20 protein-coding genes and 2 pseudogenes are annotated in these 24,712 nt (G+C 36.3%); 9 read left to right on the top strand and 13 right to left on the bottom strand.

Annotated elements, in window-relative coordinates; all coding sequences use genetic code 11:
* Positions 1-17: 17 nt before the first annotated feature.
* Complete coding sequence (locus FJR09_RS01645) at positions 18-1,256, bottom strand: aminoglycoside phosphotransferase family protein (RefSeq protein WP_015080329.1); 1,239 nt, start codon at positions 1,254-1,256, stop codon at positions 18-20.
* A gap of 566 nt (positions 1,257-1,822) precedes the next feature.
* On the opposite strand from FJR09_RS01645, the gene FJR09_RS01640 reads away from it, so the two are divergent.
* Positions 1,823-3,169, top strand: coding sequence for an ATP-binding protein (locus FJR09_RS01640; RefSeq protein WP_015080328.1), 1,347 nt, complete (start codon positions 1,823-1,825; stop codon positions 3,167-3,169).
* 70 nt (positions 3,170-3,239) lie between these two features.
* Positions 3,240-4,556 carry a tellurite resistance TerB C-terminal domain-containing protein gene (locus tag FJR09_RS01635; protein WP_168652718.1) on the top strand — a complete coding sequence of 439 codons (1,317 nt, stop codon included), beginning with the start codon at positions 3,240-3,242 and terminating at the stop codon, positions 4,554-4,556.
* Between the two features lie 101 nt (positions 4,557-4,657).
* On the opposite strand, the gene FJR09_RS01630 is transcribed toward FJR09_RS01635, so the two are convergent.
* The 3 genes from FJR09_RS01630 to FJR09_RS01620 all read right to left on the bottom strand — a co-directional run bounded on the left by FJR09_RS01630 (position 4,658) and on the right by FJR09_RS01620 (position 6,637).
* The gene (locus FJR09_RS01630) at positions 4,658-5,005 is read right to left on the bottom strand and encodes a Rieske (2Fe-2S) protein (RefSeq protein ID WP_015080325.1); all 348 of its coding nucleotides are present in this window, start codon (positions 5,003-5,005) and stop codon (positions 4,658-4,660) included.
* A gap of 139 nt (positions 5,006-5,144) precedes the next feature.
* Entirely contained in the window at positions 5,145-6,197 is a 1,053-nt protein-coding gene (locus tag FJR09_RS01625) for a tellurite resistance TerB family protein (protein ID WP_168652719.1), read from the bottom strand.
* A 35-nt stretch (positions 6,198-6,232) separates the two neighbouring features.
* The gene (locus FJR09_RS01620; RefSeq protein ID WP_015080323.1) at positions 6,233-6,637 is read right to left on the bottom strand and encodes a hypothetical protein; all 405 of its coding nucleotides are present in this window, start codon (positions 6,635-6,637) and stop codon (positions 6,233-6,235) included.
* Between the two features lie 115 nt (positions 6,638-6,752).
* On the opposite strand from FJR09_RS01620, the gene FJR09_RS01615 reads away from it, so the two are divergent.
* The 3 genes from FJR09_RS01615 to FJR09_RS01605 all read left to right on the top strand — a co-directional run bounded on the left by FJR09_RS01615 (position 6,753) and on the right by FJR09_RS01605 (position 11,819).
* On the top strand, positions 6,753-8,240 hold the full coding sequence (locus tag FJR09_RS01615; protein WP_168633392.1) for a dolichyl-phosphate-mannose--protein mannosyltransferase: 1,488 nt from the start codon (positions 6,753-6,755) through the stop codon (positions 8,238-8,240).
* A gap of 884 nt (positions 8,241-9,124) precedes the next feature.
* The gene (locus tag FJR09_RS01610) at positions 9,125-11,434 is read left to right on the top strand and encodes an ATP-binding protein (protein ID WP_168652888.1); all 2,310 of its coding nucleotides are present in this window, start codon (positions 9,125-9,127) and stop codon (positions 11,432-11,434) included.
* On the top strand, positions 11,379-11,819 hold the full coding sequence (locus tag FJR09_RS01605) for a response regulator (protein ID WP_015080320.1): 441 nt from the start codon (positions 11,379-11,381) through the stop codon (positions 11,817-11,819). Before FJR09_RS01610 ends, FJR09_RS01605 begins: the two co-directional genes overlap by 56 nt.
* Before the next feature lie 18 nt (positions 11,820-11,837).
* On the opposite strand, the gene FJR09_RS24525 is transcribed toward FJR09_RS01605, so the two are convergent.
* Positions 11,838-12,002 carry a hypothetical protein gene (locus FJR09_RS24525; protein ID WP_158310530.1) on the bottom strand — a complete coding sequence of 55 codons (165 nt, stop codon included), beginning with the start codon at positions 12,000-12,002 and terminating at the stop codon, positions 11,838-11,840.
* 41 nt (positions 12,003-12,043) lie between these two features.
* On the opposite strand from FJR09_RS24525, the gene FJR09_RS01600 reads away from it, so the two are divergent.
* Complete coding sequence (locus FJR09_RS01600; RefSeq protein ID WP_015080319.1) at positions 12,044-12,907, top strand: ATP-binding protein; 864 nt, start codon at positions 12,044-12,046, stop codon at positions 12,905-12,907.
* Positions 12,908-12,946: 39 nt separating this feature from the next.
* Here the strand turns inward: FJR09_RS01600 and FJR09_RS01595 are convergent, their stop codons facing one another.
* Complete coding sequence (locus FJR09_RS01595) at positions 12,947-14,530, bottom strand: B12-binding domain-containing radical SAM protein (protein WP_168652889.1); 1,584 nt, start codon at positions 14,528-14,530, stop codon at positions 12,947-12,949.
* A gap of 121 nt (positions 14,531-14,651) precedes the next feature.
* On the opposite strand from FJR09_RS01595, the gene FJR09_RS01590 reads away from it, so the two are divergent.
* Positions 14,652-14,789 (top strand): hypothetical protein, encoded by a 138-nt coding sequence (locus FJR09_RS01590; RefSeq protein ID WP_158310529.1) that lies wholly within the window; start codon positions 14,652-14,654, stop codon positions 14,787-14,789.
* A 325-nt stretch (positions 14,790-15,114) separates the two neighbouring features.
* On the opposite strand, the gene FJR09_RS01585 is transcribed toward FJR09_RS01590, so the two are convergent.
* The 5 genes from FJR09_RS01585 to FJR09_RS24520 form a co-directional block, all read right to left on the bottom strand.
* On the bottom strand, positions 15,115-16,500 hold the full coding sequence (locus FJR09_RS01585) for a DUF1802 family protein (RefSeq protein ID WP_168652890.1): 1,386 nt from the start codon (positions 16,498-16,500) through the stop codon (positions 15,115-15,117).
* Between the two features lie 10 nt (positions 16,501-16,510).
* On the bottom strand, positions 16,511-18,427 hold the full coding sequence (locus FJR09_RS01580) for a hypothetical protein (RefSeq protein ID WP_168652891.1): 1,917 nt from the start codon (positions 18,425-18,427) through the stop codon (positions 16,511-16,513).
* A gap of 43 nt (positions 18,428-18,470) precedes the next feature.
* The gene (locus FJR09_RS01575; protein WP_168652892.1) at positions 18,471-19,136 is read right to left on the bottom strand and encodes a hypothetical protein; all 666 of its coding nucleotides are present in this window, start codon (positions 19,134-19,136) and stop codon (positions 18,471-18,473) included.
* A 276-nt stretch (positions 19,137-19,412) separates the two neighbouring features.
* A complete protein-coding gene (locus FJR09_RS01570; RefSeq protein WP_168652893.1) occupies positions 19,413-20,810 on the bottom strand; it encodes a HAMP domain-containing sensor histidine kinase in 1,398 nt (465 codons plus the stop codon).
* A 539-nt stretch (positions 20,811-21,349) separates the two neighbouring features.
* Complete coding sequence (locus FJR09_RS24520) at positions 21,350-21,553, bottom strand: hypothetical protein (RefSeq protein WP_083881457.1); 204 nt, start codon at positions 21,551-21,553, stop codon at positions 21,350-21,352.
* A 201-nt stretch (positions 21,554-21,754) separates the two neighbouring features.
* On the opposite strand from FJR09_RS24520, the gene larE reads away from it, so the two are divergent.
* Both larE and FJR09_RS26055 read left to right on the top strand, forming a co-directional pair.
* Positions 21,755-22,582: an ATP-dependent sacrificial sulfur transferase LarE gene (gene larE, locus FJR09_RS01565; RefSeq protein ID WP_168633383.1), complete on the top strand. Its 828-nt coding sequence runs from the start codon at positions 21,755-21,757 to the stop codon at positions 22,580-22,582.
* A gap of 359 nt (positions 22,583-22,941) precedes the next feature.
* Positions 22,942-23,069, top strand: a pseudogene (locus FJR09_RS26055) (IS701 family transposase); the annotation flags it as partial.
* Here the strand turns inward: FJR09_RS26055 and FJR09_RS01560 are convergent.
* Both FJR09_RS01560 and FJR09_RS01555 read right to left on the bottom strand, forming a co-directional pair.
* Positions 23,067-23,204 (bottom strand): annotated as a pseudogene (locus FJR09_RS01560) (Uma2 family endonuclease); the annotation flags it as partial. The pseudogenes FJR09_RS26055 and FJR09_RS01560 sit on opposite strands and share 3 nt — an antisense overlap.
* A 308-nt stretch (positions 23,205-23,512) precedes the next feature.
* Entirely contained in the window at positions 23,513-24,511 is a 999-nt protein-coding gene (locus FJR09_RS01555; protein WP_168652894.1) for a hypothetical protein, read from the bottom strand.
* Between the last annotated feature and the right edge of the window lie 201 nt (positions 24,512-24,712).

Raw genomic sequence — 24,712 nt, 5'->3', positions numbered from 1 at the left:
TATCAGGAATAACATGACTAACAACCGCGCAGACGAGTTTTTTCGTAATAAAGACGGACTAATTGTTGTTCCTTTTGGGGTTGAGGAAGTTTTTGCAATGTGGGGACAGATTGGAAAATTTCTGCTGCGGAGATCCCAAAAATTGTCAATACTGATTGTTCGGGCATAGTCAAAAGGCTTTTAGCAACTTCGAGCATACATAAGTTACTATTATCAAAGGATTTTTGGCATTCAATTCTATTTTGAATCTGTTGAATTAATGCTAAACCTGCAAACTTAATTACCCGCACAATGAAGTCTTGATGATATTCTAAAATCATGGGGAAAGCATCAAGATAAGCCCGGATTAAAGCCAGAATTGAAGGTTGTATTTCCTCTAGAGGAATCATGGCTAAACTTAAAGATTCTGCTAACTCTAATGTTGGATCTACTATTAAACTAGACAGCCAAATTCTTAAATAACTTGCTAATAGCGTTCCTAAATCAAAAGCTGGATCTCCCCAACTGCAAGCTTCCCAGTCAATCAATTTTATCAGGCAATTATCTAGCTGTTCCCATCGGGAATGAACTAAAATATTACTTAGATGTAAATCGTTGTGAGTTAAACAAGATGGTTTCCACTCATAAGCTAAATCAGCAATAGCGGATTCTAAACTTTCGTAACGCTGATAAAGCAGATGAAATTGTAGTGCTTCAGTGGGAATTATCCCAAATGTGTCTGGATTTATTGATGGTATGCCTTGGGCGGGATTGTAAAAATTATAGCGAAACTGTCCTGCGGGCGCAGTGGACATAAAATCACGATACTCACGTTTATTAAACGTGGCTCGGTGTAATCCTGCTAACGTAGTACCAATCGCGCTGGCAATTTCTGTGGGAAAAATACTGCTGTGTTGATAAAATTTTCCTAACTCCACATATTCGCTTAAGTAGCTCCGCACTAGGATAGAATTTTCCGCATCAAAGTGGAGCAATGATGATGATATCGCGCCAATATTACCAATTACTGGAAATTGCTGTAATAACTGGTGAAATAGCGACTCATTAAAAAGTTCATGAGAACTTTGATCATTATTAATGTTCCGTTCCTGTTTAATTAGCAGTTGGCGATTATCTGCTAGTATGACCAGTAAATTTCGATTCTTCTTGGTATTTTCTGGCAATACAGATCTATATGCAGCGCCATCTTCCGCGCTACACAGTCCTGCATTGAGCAGATACTGGATAACATTTTGAGAAGATAGTGATGATAACATGAATTATTTCCTAATGATTTTAATGGCTAAAGAATTACCGCAGTCAATATTGAGGTGGCTGTAGCAGTTCTTAGTTAATGGTAAAAAATTTACGAAACATTGCTACTATCTACTAATATCCCATTTGTGTCAGAAAGACCTGCCAAAATGGCAATATTAGCTATTTTTTTACTTTCAAATCTACGGAAGAAACTATAAGATCTTGACAATATCTGTAGTATAGCCTTGCACCTTGAATAAAACATTACTGCTTCCAAATTAATTGGTAGTAGATATCCAGCGACAACAACGGTTACTTACAGTCGTCAGTGATCCATATTCTCTGTATATATGTTAGTAATTTATCCTGATTATAATCAGTATTGATTTACTTTCATCCCCAATCCTCTCTACTTTAATATATAAATGGCTACACTTGTATTCCTGTAGGTATAAGTTTTATGTAACTTTTCACGGGTGTTATAATTTACTCTTCCTTCATCAAATCAGCTAAGATAAAAATGCCATAGTCAAAAGTCACTATTATACTTAAACTCATAGTGAGAGATAATTTACTCAGTTGATTGATGGATCATCTAGCAATGCTTACGGCAAATACTACATCTTATTCGGCAGTTCAATTTCTACAACGCCAGGCCGCGTCCCTTTTACTGTACCAATCTGTCCTAGAAAGCGACGTAGGCAGAGCGTTTCTGAATTTATTACAAACCATCCGTTACACTGATGGAGATGGGCGGGATTGCCTCCTGGCTTACGGTAGTTATTTCCAAGCTTTAGCCAGTAGTCATCAAACCTGGGAAGAATATCTGATTCAGCAAATTCTCACTGCGGATAATCCTTTGAGTAAATTGGCACAACAGCAGGAATTTAGGCAATTACCCTCAGCTTTAGTAGTCGCTGGACAACATGACTTGCAAATACTACAAAGTTTATATGAATGTAACAGTGCAGTTTTAAGCGAGTGGGTACAAATGGCAACTCATTTACCTATTTCCCCTGTGGTTTGGTATCGAGAACCGGAAGCAGTGGGGACAGAAATGGGTTTAATCGCATCTATTCCTGAGTTAGAGAATTGGGGTGATGCTGTGGCAGATTTAGCCGCTTATTATCGGCAACATGGAACTGGTTTATTTGCTAAATATGCGGCTTTTCGTTGGCAAAATGGGCAGTTAGTGGGTATTGCTGATGCTGATTCGGTGAAACTGTCTACATTGGTGGGTTATGAGTGGCAAAAAGATGCTTTAGTGAAAAACACAGAGTTTTTATTATCAGGAGAAACTGCGTTGCACGTATTACTTTATGGTAGTCGTGGTTCGGGTAAGTCTTCTTTAGTTAAAGCTTTATTAAATGAATATAGTCATAGAAACCTGCGCTTAATAGAAGTTTCTAAGTCAGAATTGCCAGATTTACCGAAAATTGTCGAATTGTTGCGAGGTGTTCCCCAGAAATTTATTATTTTTGTTGATGATCTTTCCTTTGAAGAAGATGATGATAGTTTTAAAGCAATGAAAGTAGTTTTGGAAGGAAATTTAACTGCTAGACCAAAAAACGTAGTTGTATATGCTACTTCTAACCGTCGCCATTTAATCCGGGAATATTTTACTGATAGACCTGCTCCCAAGGATAACAATGAAGTTCATGGTTGGGATACAATGCAAGAAAAGTTATCTTTTAGCGATCGCTTTGGTTTAACATTAACTTTTACAGCCGCAGATCAAAAAACCTATTTACAAATTGTCCAACATTTAGCCGCAAACATCAATATTTCTGCCGAAGATTTAGAATTTGAGGCTTTACAATGGGCAACTCGGCATAATGGTCGTTCTGGCAGAACCGCAAGGCAGTTTATTGACTTTTTAAACTCAGATTTAGCTGTGTTTGGTGAAACTAAAAATCTTCCTATAGACTCATGACAAAAGTCACTTATCATGTAATATGAACCTAATTATAACTGTATATTTACCAATGAAAATGTGAGGAATAATGACGTTAATTACTAATAATACTAACAACTTGAGTACCATAAAACCTCGTAAAGTCCAATCAACAATATTTAATTATCAAGTTGTCTTAGGCATAGCCGCTTTTAGTATCAGTTTTGGTTTAAGCCTCGTCCCCAGTTGGGATTTCCCTAAAGCCTTTCTCACTGGGATAATTACGGTTTTGGCTACCTATGCAGCCGCATTTCTTGTTGATAAACGACGCAGAAATGATGAACTGAGGATGATTGGTTCTCTTCAGAGACGCATTCGGGATATAGAAGGATTGAAATCCCGCATTGTTAGAGAAATACAGCAATTAGAAGAATATAGAAATTTATTGTATACAGAAACTCAGCAACTAGAAAACCAAATTGGAGATTGTCGAAGTCAAAGGGATAGTTTACATCGAGACATAGGGACATTTGCTGCTCAGAAAAAGCAAATTGAAGCCGAAGTATGTAATCTTAAAAATGAATTTGTCCATTTAGAAAATAGTAATATAGAACTGAATAATAGCTGCAATAATCTGATCACAGAAAAGCGGAGATTAGAAATAAATTGTCATGCTTCTCATGCCGAACTTAACCAAATTCAACCTCAAATTGATATATTAAAACAGGAAAAACAAGAACTAGGAAATGATGTAATTTTGCTGGAAAGACTCAAGCCACAACTAGAAGAAAAGCTTTATGAACTAAGAATAGAAGTTCAAACTCAAGAACTGAAAATTGCTAAACAAGATGATTTAATAGTACAGACAAGTACAACTAAATATCATCTTGAAACTATTCTCAATTCTTTACAAAATAAGACATTAGAACAAAAATCTGAAGTTAATCAACTGCAAAATCAAATTTCTGTCTTACAAGACGAACGGGATTTATTGCAAAATCAAGTTTGGGAATTACTGCAACAGGTGGAAACTATTAATTCCCAAACATTTCCCGATAATGAAGAAGATAATTTAGAGTTATTTCCTTTTGAGGAATTATTAGAACCATTAGATTCCATAAATGGCAAACATGATCACACAGGAAATTTACCAACGGAATGGGATACTTTTTTAAACCATCTCCCCGCTTATGAAATTCAAGTTTTGAAAGCTATCCTTGAGCAAGATAACCCCAGAGCTACTATTAAACAAATTGCTGAAGCTAATATTACTATGCCCAATCTCTTGATTGATGCTATTAATGAAATTGCGAGTAATACTATTGGTGAGTTAATTATTGCAACCAATACCGAAGTTCCCGAAATTGTTGAAGAACATTTATTAAATGTGAAAACAATGATTACTAAATATTCAGAAATTAGTTAATTTTTAGCAAGGAAATTTTAGGGGTTTAGCATTGTGCTTTACCCCTATAGATGAGTTATGGCATCTTAGTCCCTGGGTGCAGGATCTGTCAACCTAGCTACTTATACATCAATCAAAATGTTGCCTGCTTCCACTTTCAGAGGATAGGTTGGTAAGGTTTTTTCTGAGGAAACCATTGACAGTAATTTACCAACTACGGGTGGGAAGGGACACCAAGTTTTGACTTCACCATTACCCAAATCAAATGCACTGCGGTGGAAGGGACAAACTATCGCCCCATCTTCGATTTTTCCTTTTTTCAAAGACATTTTTAAGTGAGGGCAAGTATCATCTACAGCATAAAGCTGATTTTCGTGGTTTAAGAGTAGGATTTTGCGATCGCCCACTTTGACTACTTCCCGCGCACCAGCAGCCAGTGCGTTAGCAGCTAAAACTTGAGTCCAAGCCATGAGATTCTCCTAATTTTAAAGACCTATTCTTAGTTTCTCGCAATTGTGTCCTATGCGATCGCTAATATCACAGGAGGTAGGGGCTAGAGGCGCAGGGACTACGCCCAAGAGAATACCGCTAATACCGAGAAATTTAGATTTAGGCAAACTCAATCGTGCTGACAAAATCTAAAATAGCTTTTTTCATTTTTTTCGCTTCTGCTTTCATAGAACCAGGTACTTCACCATTTAAAAAGCTGCGTTGACTACTAACTATATACAAACATTCATTATTGACAAAAGACAATAATCCTCTATAGGCATCTAATCTCATCCCATTGCCATTAGTTTCATGCTTGGATATAGTTGAACCTTGAGGCATATTTACTAATACATAGTAATAACTTTCTAAAGTATCTTGCCAATATTCTTTATGTTTCACTTCCGCCGTAGGAACATGAGAAATAATTGCTTGAGGCACATATTTATCTACCAAAACTTCATGCAGATATACTTCATTTTCTTGGGATTCTAGATCACCAATTTGTTCTAGAGAGAGAGGATAATAATCAATTCTGAGTAAAGTACCAGTATCGTCCGAAAAACTTACCATTCCTTCCTCTGTTTGCAGTTTTCCTCCCTGTTCAACATTTAAAGGAATAGGAACTATAAAGTTACCCAAAGGTGATTGATAAAATTGTTCACCAGCTTCATTAAAAATGACTGCTTCATATTCTTCTTCGAGATATTCTTCCTCATCTCCAGCTTCTACTGAGTCAATTATCTCTTTGATAATTTCTTCTGCTTCTTCATCGTCCAATTCTAAAGCTATTTGTAGTTGTTTCAGAAAAACTTTTTTATTTGCTGGAATAATTAAATTTTCCGCATCTAAAAGCATAATCACTCCAGCCGCAAAACCATCTAAAACTGCCTCATCAGAAATCCCCGCACTGGCAGCATTAAATAAAGAACCTAATCCAGCCTCTCCGGCAATTTCTATGAGTCTGTCCACCGTTTCTAGCATTTCTTCTTCTGAGTATTCATCAAATATCTCAAACTCCCAGAGAATATCAGCTAAACTTTCTGCATCTATGTCTTCACTGCCAGAATCAACTATGGTGGTAATCACCGCAATTGCCGCTACGGCTTCTTGTTCATTCAATGATTCTTTGATCGGCTCTTTCGATTTGAAAATATAATCATACTTTGTCATAACTTCTATCTCCTCAATTAATTTGTTGTTTGCACTTAATTACTAGGTTGAGAAATCCGGGTTTCAATATCTTCTAGTGTCCGTAATAATAGACGATTTGCCTGTAATTGCCAACCCCATTTTTGAATTCTAAAAGCCGCTACAGTCCCCCCGATAGCTGCTAATAAGCCCATGGGTTGATTTAGGGAAATCCCCAATAATAAACCCAAACCAGCAATTCCCCAAAATGGCAAGGCCACCGTCTGTCTTTGCTCCTCCACAACTTCTGCAATTTTACCAGATGGCATTGTAGCTAATAATGTCGCTTTTAGTTGCCTCTGTTCCGCTAATGGTACTGATAAACTAATCTTGCGGCGGAGTTTTTCCATTTTGCGGGCATCAGTGCTATACTCCGTAAGTTCATCTTCTGCCATTTTTAGCAGTCGTTCTAATTGTGACATAGTAGATTAAGTTTTTTGACTGTATTAGAGCTATTATTCTATATTTGTGGACAACAAGATCCCCGACTTTTTAGAGAGGTCGGGGACCTAACTCGAAAAACACCTCAAGAACATCATGAAAAAAACTTGGTTTCGATTAGGCATAATAGGCATATTTCTACTTTCCTTGAGTTTACGTTTTTGGGGAATCAGCCGATTTAATACTTTAGTATTTGATGAAGTTTATTTTGCCAAATTTGGTAACAACTATCTTACTCATACACCATTTTTTAATGCTCATCCACCATTAAGCCAATATTTGATCGGGTTGGGGATTTGGATTAGTAAATACATTCCCCTTGGTCGAGATACTGTAAATAGTCTCACAGATTCTTTATTATCTCCTTGGAATTATCGGTGGGTAAATGCGCTAACTGGTTCATTAATTCCCGTAGTCATAACTTTATTAACTTATCAATTTAGTTATCGTCATCGGTTTGCTTTATTGGCAGGATTTTTTACAGCTTGTGATGGCTTATTTTTAGTAGAATCTCGTTATGCTTTAAGTAATGTCTATATAGTTATCTTTGGTTTACTCGGACAATGGTTATTATTATTAGCATTAGAAAAGCAAAAACGGTGGTTTTGGTTAATTCTCTCTGGAATCAGTTTTGGTGCTTGTATTGGCACAAAATGGAATGGTTTATGGTTTTTAACTGGTGCTTATGGTGTATGGATAGCAGCTTGGATAATTCGCTGGTTGCAATCATTTGATCATACATCTCGCGTGCCATTATTTTCTTATTTACACTTTTTTAATCACCCTAATAATTCCCCAACTGATACCATAAAATTACCCTTGCAAAATCTGACAAAAATAAATATTTGGCAGATGTTTTCCTATTTAGGAATTATTCCGGCAGTTATTTATAGTCTGATTTGGATTCCTCATCTCCAACTTGATAAAAGATATGGATTTATTGAAGTTCATAAACAAATTTTACACTTTCATCTCCAATTAGGTGGAAATAGTCCTAGCGTTCATCCTTATTGCGCTGCATGGTATAAATGGCCATTGTTAACTCGACCAATGGCTTATTATTATCAAACTGCTCAAAGTACCAAGAATTCCTTACCTGTCTTTGGACCGCCCTTACCTGATGGTGCTGGTAAAGTAATTTATGATGTTCATGCTATGGGGAATCCTTTTTTATGGTGGTTTGGTTTAGCTGCAATGATCTTTTTAATTGGTATGGTAATCATCACAATTACGATGCCGATAATTGAAAAAAAGCGGTTATTTATCCCGAAAAATCTCACCATTGATACTTGGATTGGCTTATTTTTAGTCATAAATTATGGAGCTAATCTCCTCCCTTGGGTGGAGGTAACAAGGTGTACTTTCATCTACCATTATATGTCTGCGGTTGTTTTTACATTTATAGCGATCGCTTGGTTTGTTGATCAATGTCTACTTAGTTATTATCGGCAAATTCGGGCAGTAGGTGTGACTATAACTTTTATCATTGTCGCTGCCTTTATTTTCTGGATGCCTATTTATCTAGGTTTACCCATGTCTCCTGATGGTTATAGAATGCGGATGTGGTTTAGTTCCTGGATTTAGTTAAAAGTAGGAATAGTCAGTAACTCAACCCTAAAGGGATTGAGCTTGTAAGAGAAATCAAACAAGCTGTACTGACCAGACCACCCTGAGCGTAGTCGAAGGGTAGCCGTTATTTGAGTCACGACACCTCGGAATGCGTTCGCGCCAGCGTGCCGTCAGGCATAGCTAGTTCCCCGCTCTGTCGCTGTAAGTTAAACAGTTCTAAAGTCACTGGAACAGTGCTTTCAGCCTAACAAGCTCTTATAACAGGTCGAAGCTAACATCACCCCAGAAATGGGAGGCTCTATTGAGCAAAACATTATGCGTACAGGGTTGTGAAATTTGAAATGGTAATTGTCCCATTGAAAGTGCAATACAAAAGCACACCGAATCGAACAACTCCAAGGCGGTAATGGTTAAGCAAAGACTGACTGCGGTTAAAACCGCTCGTGCCGTTTCCCTCTCAGCACGCTTTGTGACTGAGTTTCCCACATCCCGCGAAGTTTTATGAAAGATTGAACGCAGATAAACGCAGATAAACGCAGATAAATTAATGAATTAATGGCATTGCTGACTTGAAGTATGAAATTAGAGCGAAACACAATTCATACCTTCATTATGCAAAGACGAATTAATTTCATGGTTTTGTGCAGCCACACATAAAATTGAAATTTCTTAATATATGTACACAAAGACTGTGGCTTTGATTATCTTCCCTTGTACATTTCTTATCTATATATTAGGTAACAGATATTTAAATTGTGTGAGAATAGTGGGTGAGGGCAACTATGAATATGGGCTTTGCCATTATCAAGGCTACTAAATCAATGGTGATTTTTAGAGGTGTGAGGAATTGAGATGAAATCTACATATTTTATTCTCCAAAATTATCGGGGAAGGCTTTTATGGATATCAATATCAAGCAGCAACATATTAATATCACTAGCTTAAAAGAAGCAGCGATACATCTAACTAGTGAAATTCAACCTCATGGAATTTTATTAGTCTTACAAGAGCCAGATTTACAAATATTACAAGTTAGTCAAAATACTTTCAGCACTTTTGGCATATCGCCAGAAGATATCGTGCAACAGGAATTAGAAGATTTACTAGATCCTTACCAAATCCAGAAAATCAAATTTTGGTTGTCAGAAGAAAATCTGGATTTTATTAATCCTACAAAAATTTGGATTAAGAAACAAGGGGATGAATATACAATATTTGATGCCACTTTCTATCGCAACTCTGAAGGATTTTTAATCTTAGAACTAGAACCTACAGCATCTCAAGAAAATATTCCTTTCTTGAGTTTTTATCATTTAGCTAAATCCTCAATTAATCGCTTAGAAAAAAGTAAAAGTCTCCGTGATTTCAGTCAAATAATTGTGCAAGAAATCCGCAAAATAACCGGATTTGACAGAGTGATGTTATATAAATTTAGTGATGATGGACATGGTTCTGTGATTGCTGAAGAAAAAATAGCTACTTTAGAGTCTTATTTAGGATTACATTATCCAGAATCAGATATTCCTCAGCCAGCACGACAATTATTTTTAGAAAACTCGATTAGAATTATCCCCGATACAAACGTTCAATTATCAGCCGAACTTTTTCCTAAAATTAACCCAGTTAGCGGTAAACCAATTGATTTAACTAATTCAATTCTCAGAAGTCCTGCACCCTGTCATCTAGAATATTTACATAATATGGGCGTGGCTGCATCTTTGACAATTTCCTTAATTAAAGATCACAAACTTTGGGGTTTAATTGCTTGTCATCATCAATCACCTAAATACGTTTCCTATGAATTACGGAAAGCCTGTGAATTTTTAGGAAGAATCATATTTTCAGAAATTTCTGGAAAGGAAGAAACAGAAGACTACGACTATCAAATAAGTTTAAAACAAGTTCAATCACTATTGGTTGAATATATGTCTCAAAAAGAGAACTTTATTGATGGTTTAGTCAAAAATCAAATAAATCTGCTCAATTTAACTAATGCTGAAGGTGCAGCAATCTATTTTGCTGGAAAGTATACTCTGATTGGTAATACTCCTCAAGAGGAAGAACTGAATTTTTTAGGAGAATGGCTGAGAAATAATGTCAAAGATGAGGTATTTTCCACAAATTCCTTACCTAGTATTTATCCAGACGCGATCAGCTTTAAAAATGTCGCTAGTGGTTTATTAGCTATTCCCATTTCCAAGCAAAATTATGTATTATGGTTTCGACCAGAAGTCATTCAAACTGTAAATTGGGGTGGAAATCCCCATCAGGCTTTTTCAGTTGATCAATCTGAAGGAAATGTCCGTTTGTGTCCCCGTAAATCATTTGACTTATGGAAAGAAATAGTGCAGTTAACATCTTTACCCTGGCAAAATGTAGAAATCAAAGCTGCATTGGAGTTGCGAAAATCAATCATCAATATTGTCTTACGTCAAGCTGATGAATTAGCCCAATTAGCTGAAGATCTACAACGTTCTAATGCAGAATTGAAAAAATTTGCCTATGTCGCTTCCCATGATTTGCAAGAACCACTCAATCAAGTAGGTAATTATGTACAACTTTTAGAAATGCGCTATGAATCAGAACTAGACGCAGATGCAAAAGAGTTTATTGGTTATGTTGTCGAAGGTGTAAGTTTGATGCAGAACTTAATTGATGATGTACTCGCATATTCCAAAGTAGATACATTAGGAATTGCTTTTCAAGTTACCGAAGTAGAAACAGCTTTAAATCGGACTTTGAAGAATTTACGTCAACGCATTGGGGAAACCGGCGCAATTATTACCCATGATCCTTTACCCACAGTTATGGCTGATGAAACACAATTAATTCAGCTATTTTTGAACCTCATTGGTAACGCTATCAAATTCCGCAGCAGTCAACTACCAAAGATTCATATTAGTGCGAAAAGATTGGAAGATGAATGGTTATTTTCAGTTCAAGATAATGGAATTGGTTTAGATCCACAATTTAGCGATCGCATTTTTATTATCTTCCAGCGTTTACACACTAGAGACGAATATCCAGGTACAGGAATGGGTTTGGCTATTTGTAAAAAAATCATCGAATGTCATCGGGGACGAATCTGGGTAGAGTCCCAACTCGGTCAGGGTACAACTTTCTACTTTACCATTCCCGTCAGAGGTTGTGATCATGAGCATCGAAATGACAGGAACACACAAAATTATCTTTTTAGTGGAGGACAATAAAGCTGATGTTCGTCTCATTCAAGAAGCCTTAAAAACCAGTTCATTACCTCATCAAGTGGTCACAGTTAGGGATGGTGTAGAAGCTATGAATTACCTCCATCAAGAAGGAGAATATGCTAATGCACAACGACCTGATTTAATTTTATTAGATTTGAATTTACCCAGAAAAGATGGGAGAGAGGTATTAGCAGAAATTAAATCTGATCCTCAACTAAAACGCATTCCCGTCGTCATTTTGACAACTTCAAAAAATCAAGATGACATTTTCCATAGTTACGACTTACACGCTAACTGCTATATTACCAAATCTCGTAATCTAAGTGAGCTATTCCAAATCATCAAAGGTATTGAAGACTTTTGGTTTTCTACCGCGACCTTACCATGAGAATAACAAGAAAACTACTCAATGTCCAGGGCTATTTCGTTCTAAACATAATCCACCCAGAACTAAAGTATGGCTTACGCGACGCTTCGCTATCAGGGCTAATAACTCAAGTCCGTTAAAACGGACTACAAACTTTCTTTTAGTCGTCTTTAGACGACTTTTGCTATTAGACTCAGAATTCATTCTGAGACGGGCTGAAAACTTGCAAGAGGTAAAATCAAGGAATGATTACTGCAACTTCCACATTAAAAATCCTATTAATTGAAGATAACTTAGCAGAAGCCAGGTTATTACAAGAGTTTATTAAACTCACAAAATCTCAAAATTTTAGTTTAGTTCACGTCCAAAAACTCCAAGACGGAATCAACCAATTAAACAGCGAAAAATACGATGTAATTTTGTTAGATCTAACCCTTCCTGACAGTCAAGGATTAGCTTCCATACCCCAGTTACTCAAGCAAAATCCTAGCAACCCTATCATAGTTTTGACTAACACCAATGATGAAGAATTAGCCATTGAAGCAGTCAGACAAGGAGCGCAAGATTATCTAGTCAAAAGACACGTAAATCCAGATACATTGGTGCGTTCTGTACGATATGCTATAGAACGTAAACAATTTTTAGAACAATTAAATCAAATTAATCAAACATTAGAAACTCAAGTGGAAGAAAAAACTGCGGAACTTTTGAAATCCCAAGAAAAACCGTTGAATTTGATTTTTACCAGTTCCGAAAACTGTTTTGAATTCCTGGGAGATGAAACCCTATTAAAGCATATTGTCAGTAATTTACTCAATAATGCCATTAAATATTCACCTCCCGATAGTACAGTCCTATTTGAATTAATCAAACAAGAAAAAACCGTAATTTTAAAATTTCAAGATCAGGGAATTGGGATGACAGAAACCGATCAAAAACAACTATTTCAACCATTTCACAGAGGAGAAAATGTGGGAATCATTCCTGGTAGTGGTTTAGGATTAACAATCGTCAAACAGTGCATTATAGCCCACAGAGGAGAAATTACAGTTAATAGTCAAGTGGGAGTAGGTTCAACATTTACCGTGACTTTGCCGATCACAAAATAGATCCCAGACTTCTTTGAGAAGTCGGGGATCTGGGTATTATTAAACTACAGCTTCTGCTTTTTCCTTAACAGGTACATAAGGTGTTTCTGCACCTTGGGCTAAATATTCAGCTAATTGACTTTCGATTTCATCACGGACAATTTGCCGATATTCCATAAAATGCTCAATGTGAGCGCAGGTAGAAACGTATTGTTCAATTACCTTGGGGTTATGCTTGAGAATACTAAAGAAGTGATGCCAGAATTTCCAACGAGTTTGTCGTTTAAATCCTTGTCGCCAAATTACAATAAGTAAAGCTCTAACAACTACCCATTCTGGTGTTTTTGCTGGTGCTGTCCATTTGGGAGAACCCAACATCATAAAACAGCGATAGGTGCGATCTAAATAAGCAGCAGGGTCATACAAAGCACAGAAAGCTTCCACATATTCCCTAGCCAATTCTTCTAGAGGACGGGTAGGAATGAAATTCATCAATGTAGTTTGATTGATGTTTCCATCTTGGTTTTCCCGCAATCTGCCTTCTTTGGTCAACCGATGCCACAAGGCGGTATTGGGTAACGCTTGCAACATGGCAAAGGTAGTAGAAGGAATAGCTGCAAGTTCGGCAAAACGGACAATGCGATCGCCTGCACCCGCTTTTTCACCATCAAAACCAATAATAAACCCAGCCATTGGCCGCAGTCCAGTTCTAATAATGGTTTCTACCGACTCAGTTAAGGAACTGCGAGTATTTTGGAATTTTTTAGTTAGTTGTAAACTATCTTCGTCTGGGGTTTCAATCCCCAAAAATACCGCTTTAAATCCACAGTCAACCATCAACTCCATCATTTCTTGGTCTTGTGCTAAATCAATGGAAGCTTCTGTGTCAAAATTGAAGGGATATTGATGATCTGCCATCCAAACTTTTAACTCTTTTAGCAACAATTTCACATTTCGCTTATTGCCAATAAAGTTATCATCCACCATAAACACACCCCGTCGCCAACCTAAATCATAGAGATAATCTAACTCGGCTAAAAGTTGTGCAGGAGTTTTAGTTCTAGGTTTGCGACCATATAAAACAATGATGTCGCAAAATTCGCACTGGAAGGGACAACCCCGCGAAAACTGCACCGACATCATATCATAGGCATTAAACTCTAATAAATCAAAACGGGGAATGGGTGTACTAGTGACATCAGGCTTTTCAGCAGCCCGGAAAACTCCCGATTTTTCTCCCCGTTGCACAGCTTCCACAAACATGGGTAAAGTCAGTTCCCCTTCATCGAGAATCAGGTAATCTGCCCCTGCTGCTTCCACTTCATGGGGTGTGGAGGTAGGATAAGGACCGCCCAAAGCCACCAGCTTACCGCGTCTTTTCGCTGCCCGAATTTGCTCAAGTAAGTCTTGTTTTTGGACAATCATGGCGGAGAAAATCACCATATCTGCCCATGCCCATTCTGCTTCTGTGGCGGCGCGAATGTTACGATCTACAAGTTTAAACTCCCATTCTTGGGGCAAAATTGCCGCTACCGTTACTAAACCCAATGGTGGTAACAATACCTTTCTGTCAACTAGTGCCAGAATTTTCTCATAAGACCAAAAGGTGCTTGGAAATATTGGATAAACTAGCAAAACACGCATAGTCTCACCCCTCACGATTTATTTGTTATCTAACTGTAACTAAAATTAAGACTAATTGACTTTTTTATCAAGCTTGTTGTATGGGAGGATGTCTGAATCAGGATGACCAGGATTTAACGATTTGCGGGATGAAGACTGGGAACAATTAAAAAATACAAATAGTTTTGAGCTTATTCTACTCATGCAGTCTGGTCAATTAGCATCTACTCTAAGATTATTACAGCAAGGCTTTCAAGTCGTTGATTTTCCCGATAAGTAGGTGAACGGAAAAAAACCGTAGACGCGGAGCGGCTTCTCGAAGAGTAATATGTAACGAAACGTAAAATCGCCCAAACCCTCTTCACTCTTGCCTCTTGCCTAGTGCCATAACGACGATTTTCAATGCTACGAAGAAAAGAAGGAAGAAAAGAGTTATTTTTAATTTATTGGTAAGAGGATGTTTTAAAAGTTTTTAATGTGTAAACAGACCCCTCTCCAAACCTCTCCCCTACCAGGGGAGAGGCTTTAAAACCCCCATTCCCTTGTAGGGAAGGGGGGGGAGGGGGGTTAGGTTTTTGGAGATTATGGGTTTCATATAATACTTTTCAAACAACCTCTAAGTCGCGCAAATAGTAAAAGCGATCTCTTTTCCAAAAATCTTCTTTAATTCTTCCCAAGTAGCCTGTTAATGGTGATGATAGTTCTATGAGAATGTCGTATAGTTCTTTATCTTCTAGCTTTTGTGGTGGATTATTATAAAGATATGCTATGCAAAGATTACTAAATTGAGCATCTTTAGTACCTGTCTTTTCTAGATGTTTTTTGACGAGTTGGATAATATGCGATCGCAATTTTATCTCTTTTTCTATTTTATCAATATATTCATTAATTTTATCATCAATTTGTCCCGGTTCTAAGTATTGCTTTAATTCAATTAAGTTTATCGCACCGGGATATTTTGCTTTAAGTTCAACTAATTTTTGTAATGTCATAGCTTTGATAATACTGACTTTAGAGATTTGAGCCGATTCTTTCAAATTTTTAGTAGGTTCACCAGGTCCAATAATTAACCGCACAGCTTGAAGATAATTTTCTTGAAGATGTCTTTTACCAATTCTATCTAATTCTTCTACTGTGTTATGAGGAATGCTTTTACCTGCTTTACATTCGCAAACTAGAGAATAAGGTTGTGAACAATATAAATCTAAACCTCCAGCACCACCTTTGTGATCTTCCTCTACTTTAAATCCTAAAAAATTAAGGCTTTTGCGTGTAACAATTTCAAAATTTGTACCCGCTTGATAGTTGCTTGTAGTATCATCTTTTTCTATGCTTCTATCTCCTAATGTTGTAATTGTTTTTATCCAATCTAAATCAGCATCTATTGTATTTGTAGTTGGTGCATTACTCCAACCTAAAAATACTTTAATTTCATTTTCTAATTGTTGTGCTACTGGATTATTATTGGCTATTTGTGATAATGCACTTTGTAATTCTTCCAGTTCAGGATTTAGAGAAGGTTTTCGTTTTTCTAGTTGTTGTTTACGTTGAATGAAAACCTGATCACTTAATACGGGTTTATATTCAGAACCAGAAATGTTAGGTAAACCTACAAACTTACCTAACTTATCTTGAATATTTGGAATAGTTGGAACTTCAATAAACTGAGGTAAATGATAAACGCGCAAGTAAGCCAGAAAAATATTTTCATGTTTCTGTATCATTGCTTCTAAGGTTTCTAAATTCCAGATTGTTAATTGAGATAAAATATCTAATGGTGTTGTTTTATTTAGAATTTGGCAAAGTTCACACTTAGCCCATACTTTAATTAAAAGTACATTTGTTGAATTGTCAACAGGATAAAGAGAAAATCTTTGCCCAGTACGAATAAACATCCTGGGTAAAGCTGCAATTGTGCGTCCCTGTATTAAAGCTTCAATATCAGGGACGGATAAACACAATGCTGTTGGAAGTGAAAATGATTGATTCATTTCTAATTAGCTAAAAGTCAAGTTCAATGTTATCGTTATAATTAACATTTTGAGGAATACTAATAGGTAATCCATCATCAGTTAAATTAGTTGGTTCTTGTCCAGAAGGATCACTTAAAATTTCCCGAACTAAAGGATTATTAATTGCTAGTTGCGATTTCTCAATAAAATCAAAAATCTGTTCATCTGTCAATTCATTACTCTCTTGGTTTTGGAAAACAAACCAGATAGCTAAGAGAGGTTTAATGTCTTGGCTTTGTAAACCAACCCACTCTCCACTCTTTTCTTTTAACAGCTTTCTCAAAAGTTCTCTAGCTTTAGCTGCACCTGGATTAATATTCTTTGAGCGAACTAAGCAACCGCGAGTAATGTCAAATTTTTGGTAATTAATTAGTCGTTTCAATGCAGCAGTTATAAATGACCCATCTTGCTGAACTACACTTACTCCAATTTTGACTTTTTGATCATTACCAACTATTTTGAAATTAATATATCCTTCGTCTGCTGCTTTAGCTCCTATATCTTCAACTGCTTCAATTGTTACTCCTTTTAGATTTTTACCTATCAAGCTATTAAAAGCCAGCCAAATAGAATTAATAATAGCTTCTTCATCTTCCATTAATGAATCAATAGAAGCTTCTACATTAGCTAACTCACTTTGATAGTATGGTTTCACAGTATGGATAGTTTTAGATGTCCATTTAGTAGTAGTTTCTGTAGTGTGTATTGTCTCTATTTCTTGTTTTTGAGTGTTATCAATAATAGGCTGATTACTAACAAAATTATCTGCACACCATTTTAAAACTGCTCTGATAGTAGGTTTCCCTTTACCAAGTTCTCTCAACTTATTTTCATCAAATGGGTAAAGAGGATGAGGAGGTATTTGTTGATGTTCCTGATAAAATTCTTGTAACCATATTTTAACTAAAGCTACAATATCATCAGAATTAAGATATCTTAATGCAATTGGTTGTCTATCAGATTGTTCACTTGCTAATCTATCAACTACTGCTTCAGCTTGTGGTAATACCCTAATTTGGTCATTCCATGTTTCAGGATACATTGCCAATAGTAAAACGCCTCGTTTAAGATTGTTATATAAGTCCTTAACTAAGTTGGCAATAACTTGTGGTGCGGTAAAACCATTATCTGCTATATCAGCTATGTCTAATTCATCAAAGCAAATCACCGGAATTCTATAATCGCTAGTAATATCTAAAATCTGGCGAATATTACTTAATGCTTCCGCTTCTCTATCCTCTTTTTTCGGATTTGGTAGCCCCATTGCTTCAGCGTCTTCCTGTGTTATTTCTAAGCCAGATAGCCAACGATTTGCATAATTGATATGAACTGGAGAAAGTGTCCATAAAATTGCTTGAATTATGTAAGGGTTAATAATTTCAGGTTTGATTGGTAGAATAAGCTTGGTTAATTGTTCAACAAATTTATTTGAGTATTTATTCAACCAAATTGGAAATTGACTAATATACTGTTGTGGTGTGTAATTCCATTGCTTTGATTCATTAATTAATGCTGCTGCAATTTCTTGCCATTGCATCACATTTTGGCTACCAAATGCTCTCAAGCTAGAGGCAATATTTTGCAGAAATTGATACTTGATTTGATTCAAGTCATCATATTTACCCATGTATATAAATAAGCAACCATCTTCCGTTTGTAAACGATGGCGAATTCGACTAATAATATGGCTTTTTCCTAACCCTTTTTCCGCTGTAATCGTGATACCTACAGTTTCACGTTGTTGCTTGCGTATTTTTTCAACTGCATTAAATACTGCATCAGAAGCATGAACATTAATTGAGAGAACATCAGGAAAACTTTTACCCCATATCTGCTGAGGTCTAACAACAATATGTCCGGCAAATGGATTTTGCTCTTTAATTAGTTCATCAATGTTAGCAATCATAGTTTTGTAAAGTTAAGGTGTAAAGGAGCAAAAAAGTTTGGGTTTAAATACGCTTGGCATAGCAGCGTAATCCATCAAGTGCTGTTTTGATGGAATCTTCTATTTTGTCTGGTGCGCTGTCTTCTACACTCCCTCCTTGAAGTTGAAAAATATCATCAGCTTGCATTTCTAATAGAAAATCATTAAATTCCGTCCGATTAACTCGTTCTCCTATTTCTCTCCTAATCCGATAAATAGGTACTAAATTATTAAGATTGTGTTCATAATTCAACTTGTCATAAATATCCAACGCGACAGACTTAAACTCCTCATAAGAACCAATCACCGCACCACCAGATGCAACCGGCGCAGCTACTACAACATCAATCTCACGAAACAATCGCAACAAAGAATTTCCTACCCAAGCACCAAGATTAGTATTAAACTCAAACTCATCACTACGCAAACCCGCTTTTAACACATCTAAGCCCGTCGGTGACGTGAGAGTATAACTGGTTGAAGATCCCTTTTTAGTAACAGTAACAGCCCCCTGTGCTTCCAAATCCTCTAAAATAGCTTGATAATCCGCTTTATTCTGACTCTTGGAGTCTATCCGCTTCGTCAATTTACCCCTAGCCACTTTCTGCTGACTTCCTCCTAAGTCCCACAACGCAAGCAGCAAGCGAGTTTTAGCATATAAAGTCTGTAAATTCTTGGCTTGGGCGTTCATATTCAGTATCCTACTTAACTAAAAAGATATTATAAGTATTTTATTTCTTACTTGGACAAAGTTCAAATAATATTGACTCTTTTGATGTAAATAAGACAAAAATCAATATTTTTTTTCTAGACAATTATCGGATTTGTAACCAATAAAATTACCAATTACCAAAATAAATCAATATTTATCCCACATACCGCAAATACACTGAGTAACGGTTTAGCACTGCTAAACCCCTACATTTATACTCAGGATTGGGATATTTTTTTTAGTTGGAAGTTGCAGCTAAAAAACTAGTCGCAGGGGAAATTGCATGATAAACGTGATGCGATTATTTGCACTTGCAACATGAATTAATCCATGCAAACGCTGTACCATTGTCTCTACCAAAATTAACTCTAAACCAGTGTTCTGTGCTTGCCATGAGGAATGTTTGGGAATGCGGTAAAATGGCTGAAAGACTTGTGATAGTTCATGGTGAGGAATCTCTACACCAGAAATACTGATTTTTAATTCTACCGTGGCTGCATTCAAATCGGCGGTAACTGTAATTGATTCACCTGCGGGAGCGCATTGACAAGCTTGGTTGAGTAGCAAGGTAATAATTTTTTCTAAATCAGTGATATCTGTGGAGAATGGGGGAATTTCTGTGGAGATATCCAGGTGTAACTGTTGTTGCTGACAATTGGTAACATCTCGAAAAGATTCAATAATGGGAGATAACCAAGTTGGAAAATCAATAGTAATTAAAGTAGGAGATTCCGAATGGGTTTTCAGATATGCAAAGCTGAGAAGATCGTTAAGTAATTTATTTTCTCGTCCACATTCATGATGGAGAATTTGTAATAGTTGAGATCCTATTTCTATATCTAAAATTCCCGTTGGTGTCATCAGACTTTCTAATGTTTGCACAGCAAGATTAATATTAGTAATCGGTGTGCGTAACTCTTGGGAAAGCTGTTTGAGAAATTCATTTTTTTGCCGTTCTTGTTTTTCTATTTCCTGAATCTGCGCTTTGGTTTTTGCCTGTAGTCGAGATTGACGAATTGCGATCGCACATTTATTAGCTATTTGCTGCAAAAAGGATATTTCTTGTTCTCCAAATTTTGCCTCTGTATGCCGAATTAGCCAAATATTACCCAAAATGCCTCGATAATCAAAAATTGGACAAGCTAATTGATTCATCATCTGTAATCCAGAATAATGTCCTGGGACAATTTCTATAGATTGCCAAATTTGTTTTTGCAATAGAGATTGATAAATTTGAGGAAAATCAGCAATTACTGTGGTTAAGCCTTGAAAATGGGGTAAAACAGCACTATATTCATAGGTAACTGTGGCAGAAGTTAAACAGGGATTATAAAGTTCAATTTGACAGCGATTAAGTTGTAATACATCAACTAATTCTTGAGTAATAATTGTTAATATCTTTCGATCATCTAGACTATCGCGGATGTGTTCAGTAATATGTTGAAGTAACGTCTGAAATTTCTGAATTTGCTGGATTTCTTGAATATGTTCCTGTCTTTCTGACTCCAATTGGATTTGTAAATATTCTACCTGCTGTTGTAATTGGGCAACGGATGTATCTATACTCAATTGCATAGATACTTCTGCACAAAATATAGATGGAGATGGTAATTGTGTCCATTTGGGGATGGATTTAACTTGATTTAGATTCATGTAGTAGTTAAGGAAAGAGGTAGTGGATAATTGGTGATTGGGGAAGAGGTAAGTGGAAAGAATACTTACTCATGACTGATCTTTCCATTTGCCTATTACCTATTCCCTAACTAAAAAATGACATTAGTACGGGTAAGTATACCAAATATTGTGTATTGCTGGTAACAACTATTGTGACAGTTTGTGAACAGGTACGTTAAGTTACAGCTAATCCCATGATACTATCCTACTGCATTGTCAAAAATTAATACTAATTTTTTATAAATCTGCATATAAAAAGCTTATACCCCACATTCCGCACTTCATTTTGTAGTACAGATGCAAGTGTAACAAGTAACAGAAACAGCTTAAATATAAACACATAACTAAATTGGCAATAAATATAGACAGTAATATAAAAATTGCCAACAAATTGAAATTAATAAGGTATTAACAATAAATTCAGAAGAAAAAATGAGAAAATGAGTCTGAATGAAATCAAAATACCAAAAAATATGAATTACCAAAAAGAAGAATTTGAGAGTAAAAACTTAGATCACTTAGGAATAATAGCAGGAATCATAAGTAGGTGAACGGAAAAAAACCGTAGACGCGGAGCGGCTTCTCGAAGAGTAATATGTAACGAAAAGTAAAATACCTACACCATTAATACCAATAAAAACGGTTGGTTCTTTTTTATCAAAATCTATTGTTAAATCACCAATTCCGCGAAAAGATTGCATTTGTAGCCGTTTAACTCTCATAGTTTTCAATAAAAATTAGCGAAGTTTATAACATTTCATCTCATCTTTGTAATTCACTCAGTAGCAAGTAAAGAATAGATTATGAAGAATATTATAATCCGTAGTTGACGTATGGGGCGAGAAATTCTCGAAAACATTAGTGATCTAATAACAACTAATGACTAAAATAGGAGTGGTTAGGCATTATGGGGTTTTAGGAAGATGAGTTGGACAGAAAAACTAGAGCAGTTAAAAGAGTTCTTTACAGAAATGGAGCAGGCTTTAATAGCCTATTCTGGCGGAGTTGACAGTACATTAGTAGCTAAGATTGCTTATGATGTGTTAGGCGATCGCGCTTTGGCTGTAACTGCGGTTTCTCCTTCTTTATTACCAGAAGAATTAGAAGACGCAAAAATTCAAGCCGCAACTATCGGAATATCTCATAGAATTGTCCAAACACAGGAAATGGACAATCCCAATTACACATCTAATCCAGTCAATCGTTGTTATTTTTGTAAAAGCGAATTACACGACACCCTCAAACCTTTGGCTTTAGAATTGGGTTATCCTTATGTGGTGGATGGTGTAAATGCCGATGATTTACATGATTATCGTCCCGGAATTCAAGCTGCAAAAGAAAGAGGTGCGCGATCGCCTTTAGCAGAAATTGGCGTAACAAAAGCCGAAGTTCGGCAAATTTCCCAACAATTAGGTTTACCTTGGTGGGATAAACCGGCGCAACCCTGTTTAAGTTCGCGCTTTCCCTATGGTGAAGAAATTACCATAGCCAAATTACAGCGAGTAGGAAGAGCCGAAATTTATTTGCGAAATTTAGGTTGGCAAAATTTACGGGTTCGTTCCGAAGGTGATACAGCCAGAATTGAATTATCACCAGATCAAATTAAAGATTTTGTTACCATGACAGATTTACCAAGTCTAGTATCTGTATTTCAAAACTGGGGATTTATTTATATAACTTTGGATTTAGAAGGTTATCGTAGTGGTAAATTAAATCAGGTTTTACCTCCAGTTGCTTTGCAAAAATCATAAACCTAAAACAGAACCTTGTCTAGATGGGCAGGGTTTGTTTTTAAGATTCGATTTTTAGCTACATCTTGATTAAATCCAGAAGTGTTGAATGTTAGGATTTTGATGATATTGTCCAAGTTGTGCATTGACATTGATGATACCAAATTTGAGCAGTTAATGACTCTATTCTCAATAGACAAGGGATTTTACCTGGCTAAAACCCAAACATTGTCAAGTTTTATTGGAGGATTCAACACTTCTGATATTGGAGTAAAAGCAAAAAATGTCAAGATATTAGGAGTTACTCATTGACAGAATAACAAAATCTTGCATTGATAAATATAGGTCGTCTACTTACGAGGTATCGGACAATCAGAAAAATTACGAAACCATCCACAGCGCAATGCAATCTAGACCTATACACCTTATTTTTACTGTCAGAGCCAAAGTTGGGGGGTGCAGTAGGTTAGCAGAGATATTGGGAGACGTTTCACATGATAGTGTGAATTTTTGTATAATATTCCTGTTCTGGTAAAGGTGTCATAATTTCCAAAGTTTCATCATCATAAGCCACTCTAGCCGCCCGATTTTCTCCCAAATCTTGCAGCAGATTCTCAAATTGTTGCCAACTGATGTTATACAGCGGTTTCCGCTCTTATGAGGTACAAAGTTGAATCATGAAACTCTTGTAGTGCGGGCATCTTGCCCGCTAGATATGTACCTCATAACACCGGGAAGTGCTGTAACTCTATCAGCGCGATGTTTGGTGATGATCATTTGTATATCTAAGAATAAAATACAAGTTAATTTAATATAGTAACTGGTAGAGAGGAAAGTTAAAACTAGGATTTACGCAAATGTGATACTAAATATTTTTTTAGGGTGCGTCAGACTCGATAACTCAGTAATAATGAATATATTTCCAACATCTGACACACCCCAAATTGTCAACTAGAATTGGTAAGAAATACCAAGAGAAAAAACAGGATAAATATTCAACCAATTCAGATCACTTTCTTGTTTTTTCCTTTCTGCTTCGATGTTACTATTAATTTCCGCTTTTATAGCATCCGTTGCATCTTTACCAAACCCAGGTGTTAATGATATCTTTGGGGAGCCAGAAAACATTGCCCCTAAATTTGCCGAAAATCCCAAATGTTTACCAGGCTTCACAGCATTACCCCAACCCAGTCCAATATATGGTGCTACACTATTTTCAAAGGAAACTTTAGCGTTCAATGATGTAAGCACAGTTTTGCTGTTATAGTCTTTGTTATTGATCCTAATGGTCACACCATTCTTGGGTTTCCCAGTTCCTTCTATATTATTGTCCTGAAATACTAAGCCTCCAGTCAAACGGAAACCGCCATTTTTCCAGGGATGGTAGTCAGCGAGGGTAGACACATTAAATAGGTTGAGGTTAGCTTTATAATCAACATCGGACAAGCTAATATCTCTACTTATACCTAAGCCATTAATGCCTAATTTAGCATTGACATTAGGTGTTATAGATTTAGTGACTGTTGCACCAACACCTAATGTACTAATTTCAGGTGTAATTGCCCAACCTCTAGTTTTTACAGAAGTTTGGCTCATTTCTTCGCTAGGTTTAGATTCTTGAGTAGGTTTTGACTCTCCCCCCTGTGGTTTTGATGGAGTAGAACGCTCAGTACAGCGAGAGTTTAAAGGATAACTTTTGCAAAATATATCTAAATCCAGTGGTCTTTTTGCCAGTAAATCACCAGCACTATAACTGAAAGTTCCTGGTTGAGGATGAGTTTCAGTTTTTTCAGGAGTGATTGATGTGGCAATAACTTCATTTGTAACTACTGGCTGAGTAATTGGTTCTACAACAACTTCCTCAGCTATAACAACTTGATTTATTGATGTCCCCATTACCAAACCAGCAGCAACTGTTAATACAGATGTGCCGAACTTTAGCTTATTCATTGCTTAACCCTGAGTAAGATTGATTTGTTACATTATATATTAGCAGCAATGTTTAATTATTGTAAGTACCTGTGCAAAATTTATTTTAAATTTTTACTCTTACTTAATAAAGCTTAATGTGTGAACTTACACAGAAAACCACAAAAAAAGCCCTTGCGGTGAGGCAAGAGCTATCAAAAGCATTATATTGTCAGTAATGAA

It is taken from the genome of Dolichospermum sp. UHCC 0406, assembly GCF_009712025.1.
Lineage (GTDB): Bacteria > Cyanobacteriota > Cyanobacteriia > Cyanobacteriales > Nostocaceae > Dolichospermum > Dolichospermum lemmermannii.
This window is presented reverse-complemented; position numbering and strand designations above follow the sequence as displayed.

What these genes read in the sequence shown, in the direction of transcription:
- FJR09_RS01580 (WP_168652891.1), bottom strand. Translation starts at nt 18,427, where the DNA reads ATGATTGCTAACATTGATGAACTAATTAAAGAGCAAAATCCATTTGCC.
- larE (WP_168633383.1), top strand. Translation starts at nt 21,755, where the DNA reads ATGAGTTGGACAGAAAAACTAGAGCAGTTAAAAGAGTTCTTTACAGAA.
- FJR09_RS24525 (WP_158310530.1), bottom strand. Translation starts at nt 12,002, where the DNA reads ATGAATTCTGAGTCTAATAGCAAAAGTCGTCTAAAGACGACTAAAAGA.
- FJR09_RS01570 (WP_168652893.1), bottom strand. Translation starts at nt 20,810, where the DNA reads ATGAATCTAAATCAAGTTAAATCCATCCCCAAATGGACACAATTACCA.
- FJR09_RS01640 (WP_015080328.1), top strand. Translation starts at nt 1,823, where the DNA reads ATGGATCATCTAGCAATGCTTACGGCAAATACTACATCTTATTCGGCA.
- FJR09_RS01605 (WP_015080320.1), top strand. Translation starts at nt 11,379, where the DNA reads ATGAGCATCGAAATGACAGGAACACACAAAATTATCTTTTTAGTGGAG.
- FJR09_RS01645 (WP_015080329.1), bottom strand. Translation starts at nt 1,256, where the DNA reads ATGTTATCATCACTATCTTCTCAAAATGTTATCCAGTATCTGCTCAAT.
- FJR09_RS01575 (WP_168652892.1), bottom strand. Translation starts at nt 19,136, where the DNA reads ATGAACGCCCAAGCCAAGAATTTACAGACTTTATATGCTAAAACTCGC.
- FJR09_RS24520 (WP_083881457.1), bottom strand. Translation starts at nt 21,553, where the DNA reads ATGAGAGTTAAACGGCTACAAATGCAATCTTTTCGCGGAATTGGTGAT.
- FJR09_RS01615 (WP_168633392.1), top strand. Translation starts at nt 6,753, where the DNA reads ATGAAAAAAACTTGGTTTCGATTAGGCATAATAGGCATATTTCTACTT.
- FJR09_RS01555 (WP_168652894.1), bottom strand. Translation starts at nt 24,511, where the DNA reads ATGAATAAGCTAAAGTTCGGCACATCTGTATTAACAGTTGCTGCTGGT.
- FJR09_RS01625 (WP_168652719.1), bottom strand. Translation starts at nt 6,197, where the DNA reads ATGACAAAGTATGATTATATTTTCAAATCGAAAGAGCCGATCAAAGAA.
- FJR09_RS01635 (WP_168652718.1), top strand. Translation starts at nt 3,240, where the DNA reads ATGACGTTAATTACTAATAATACTAACAACTTGAGTACCATAAAACCT.
- FJR09_RS01595 (WP_168652889.1), bottom strand. Translation starts at nt 14,530, where the DNA reads ATGCGTGTTTTGCTAGTTTATCCAATATTTCCAAGCACCTTTTGGTCT.
- FJR09_RS01600 (WP_015080319.1), top strand. Translation starts at nt 12,044, where the DNA reads ATGATTACTGCAACTTCCACATTAAAAATCCTATTAATTGAAGATAAC.
- FJR09_RS01610 (WP_168652888.1), top strand. Translation starts at nt 9,125, where the DNA reads ATGGATATCAATATCAAGCAGCAACATATTAATATCACTAGCTTAAAA.
- FJR09_RS01630 (WP_015080325.1), bottom strand. Translation starts at nt 5,005, where the DNA reads ATGGCTTGGACTCAAGTTTTAGCTGCTAACGCACTGGCTGCTGGTGCG.
- FJR09_RS01585 (WP_168652890.1), bottom strand. Translation starts at nt 16,500, where the DNA reads ATGAATCAATCATTTTCACTTCCAACAGCATTGTGTTTATCCGTCCCT.
- FJR09_RS01620 (WP_015080323.1), bottom strand. Translation starts at nt 6,637, where the DNA reads ATGTCACAATTAGAACGACTGCTAAAAATGGCAGAAGATGAACTTACG.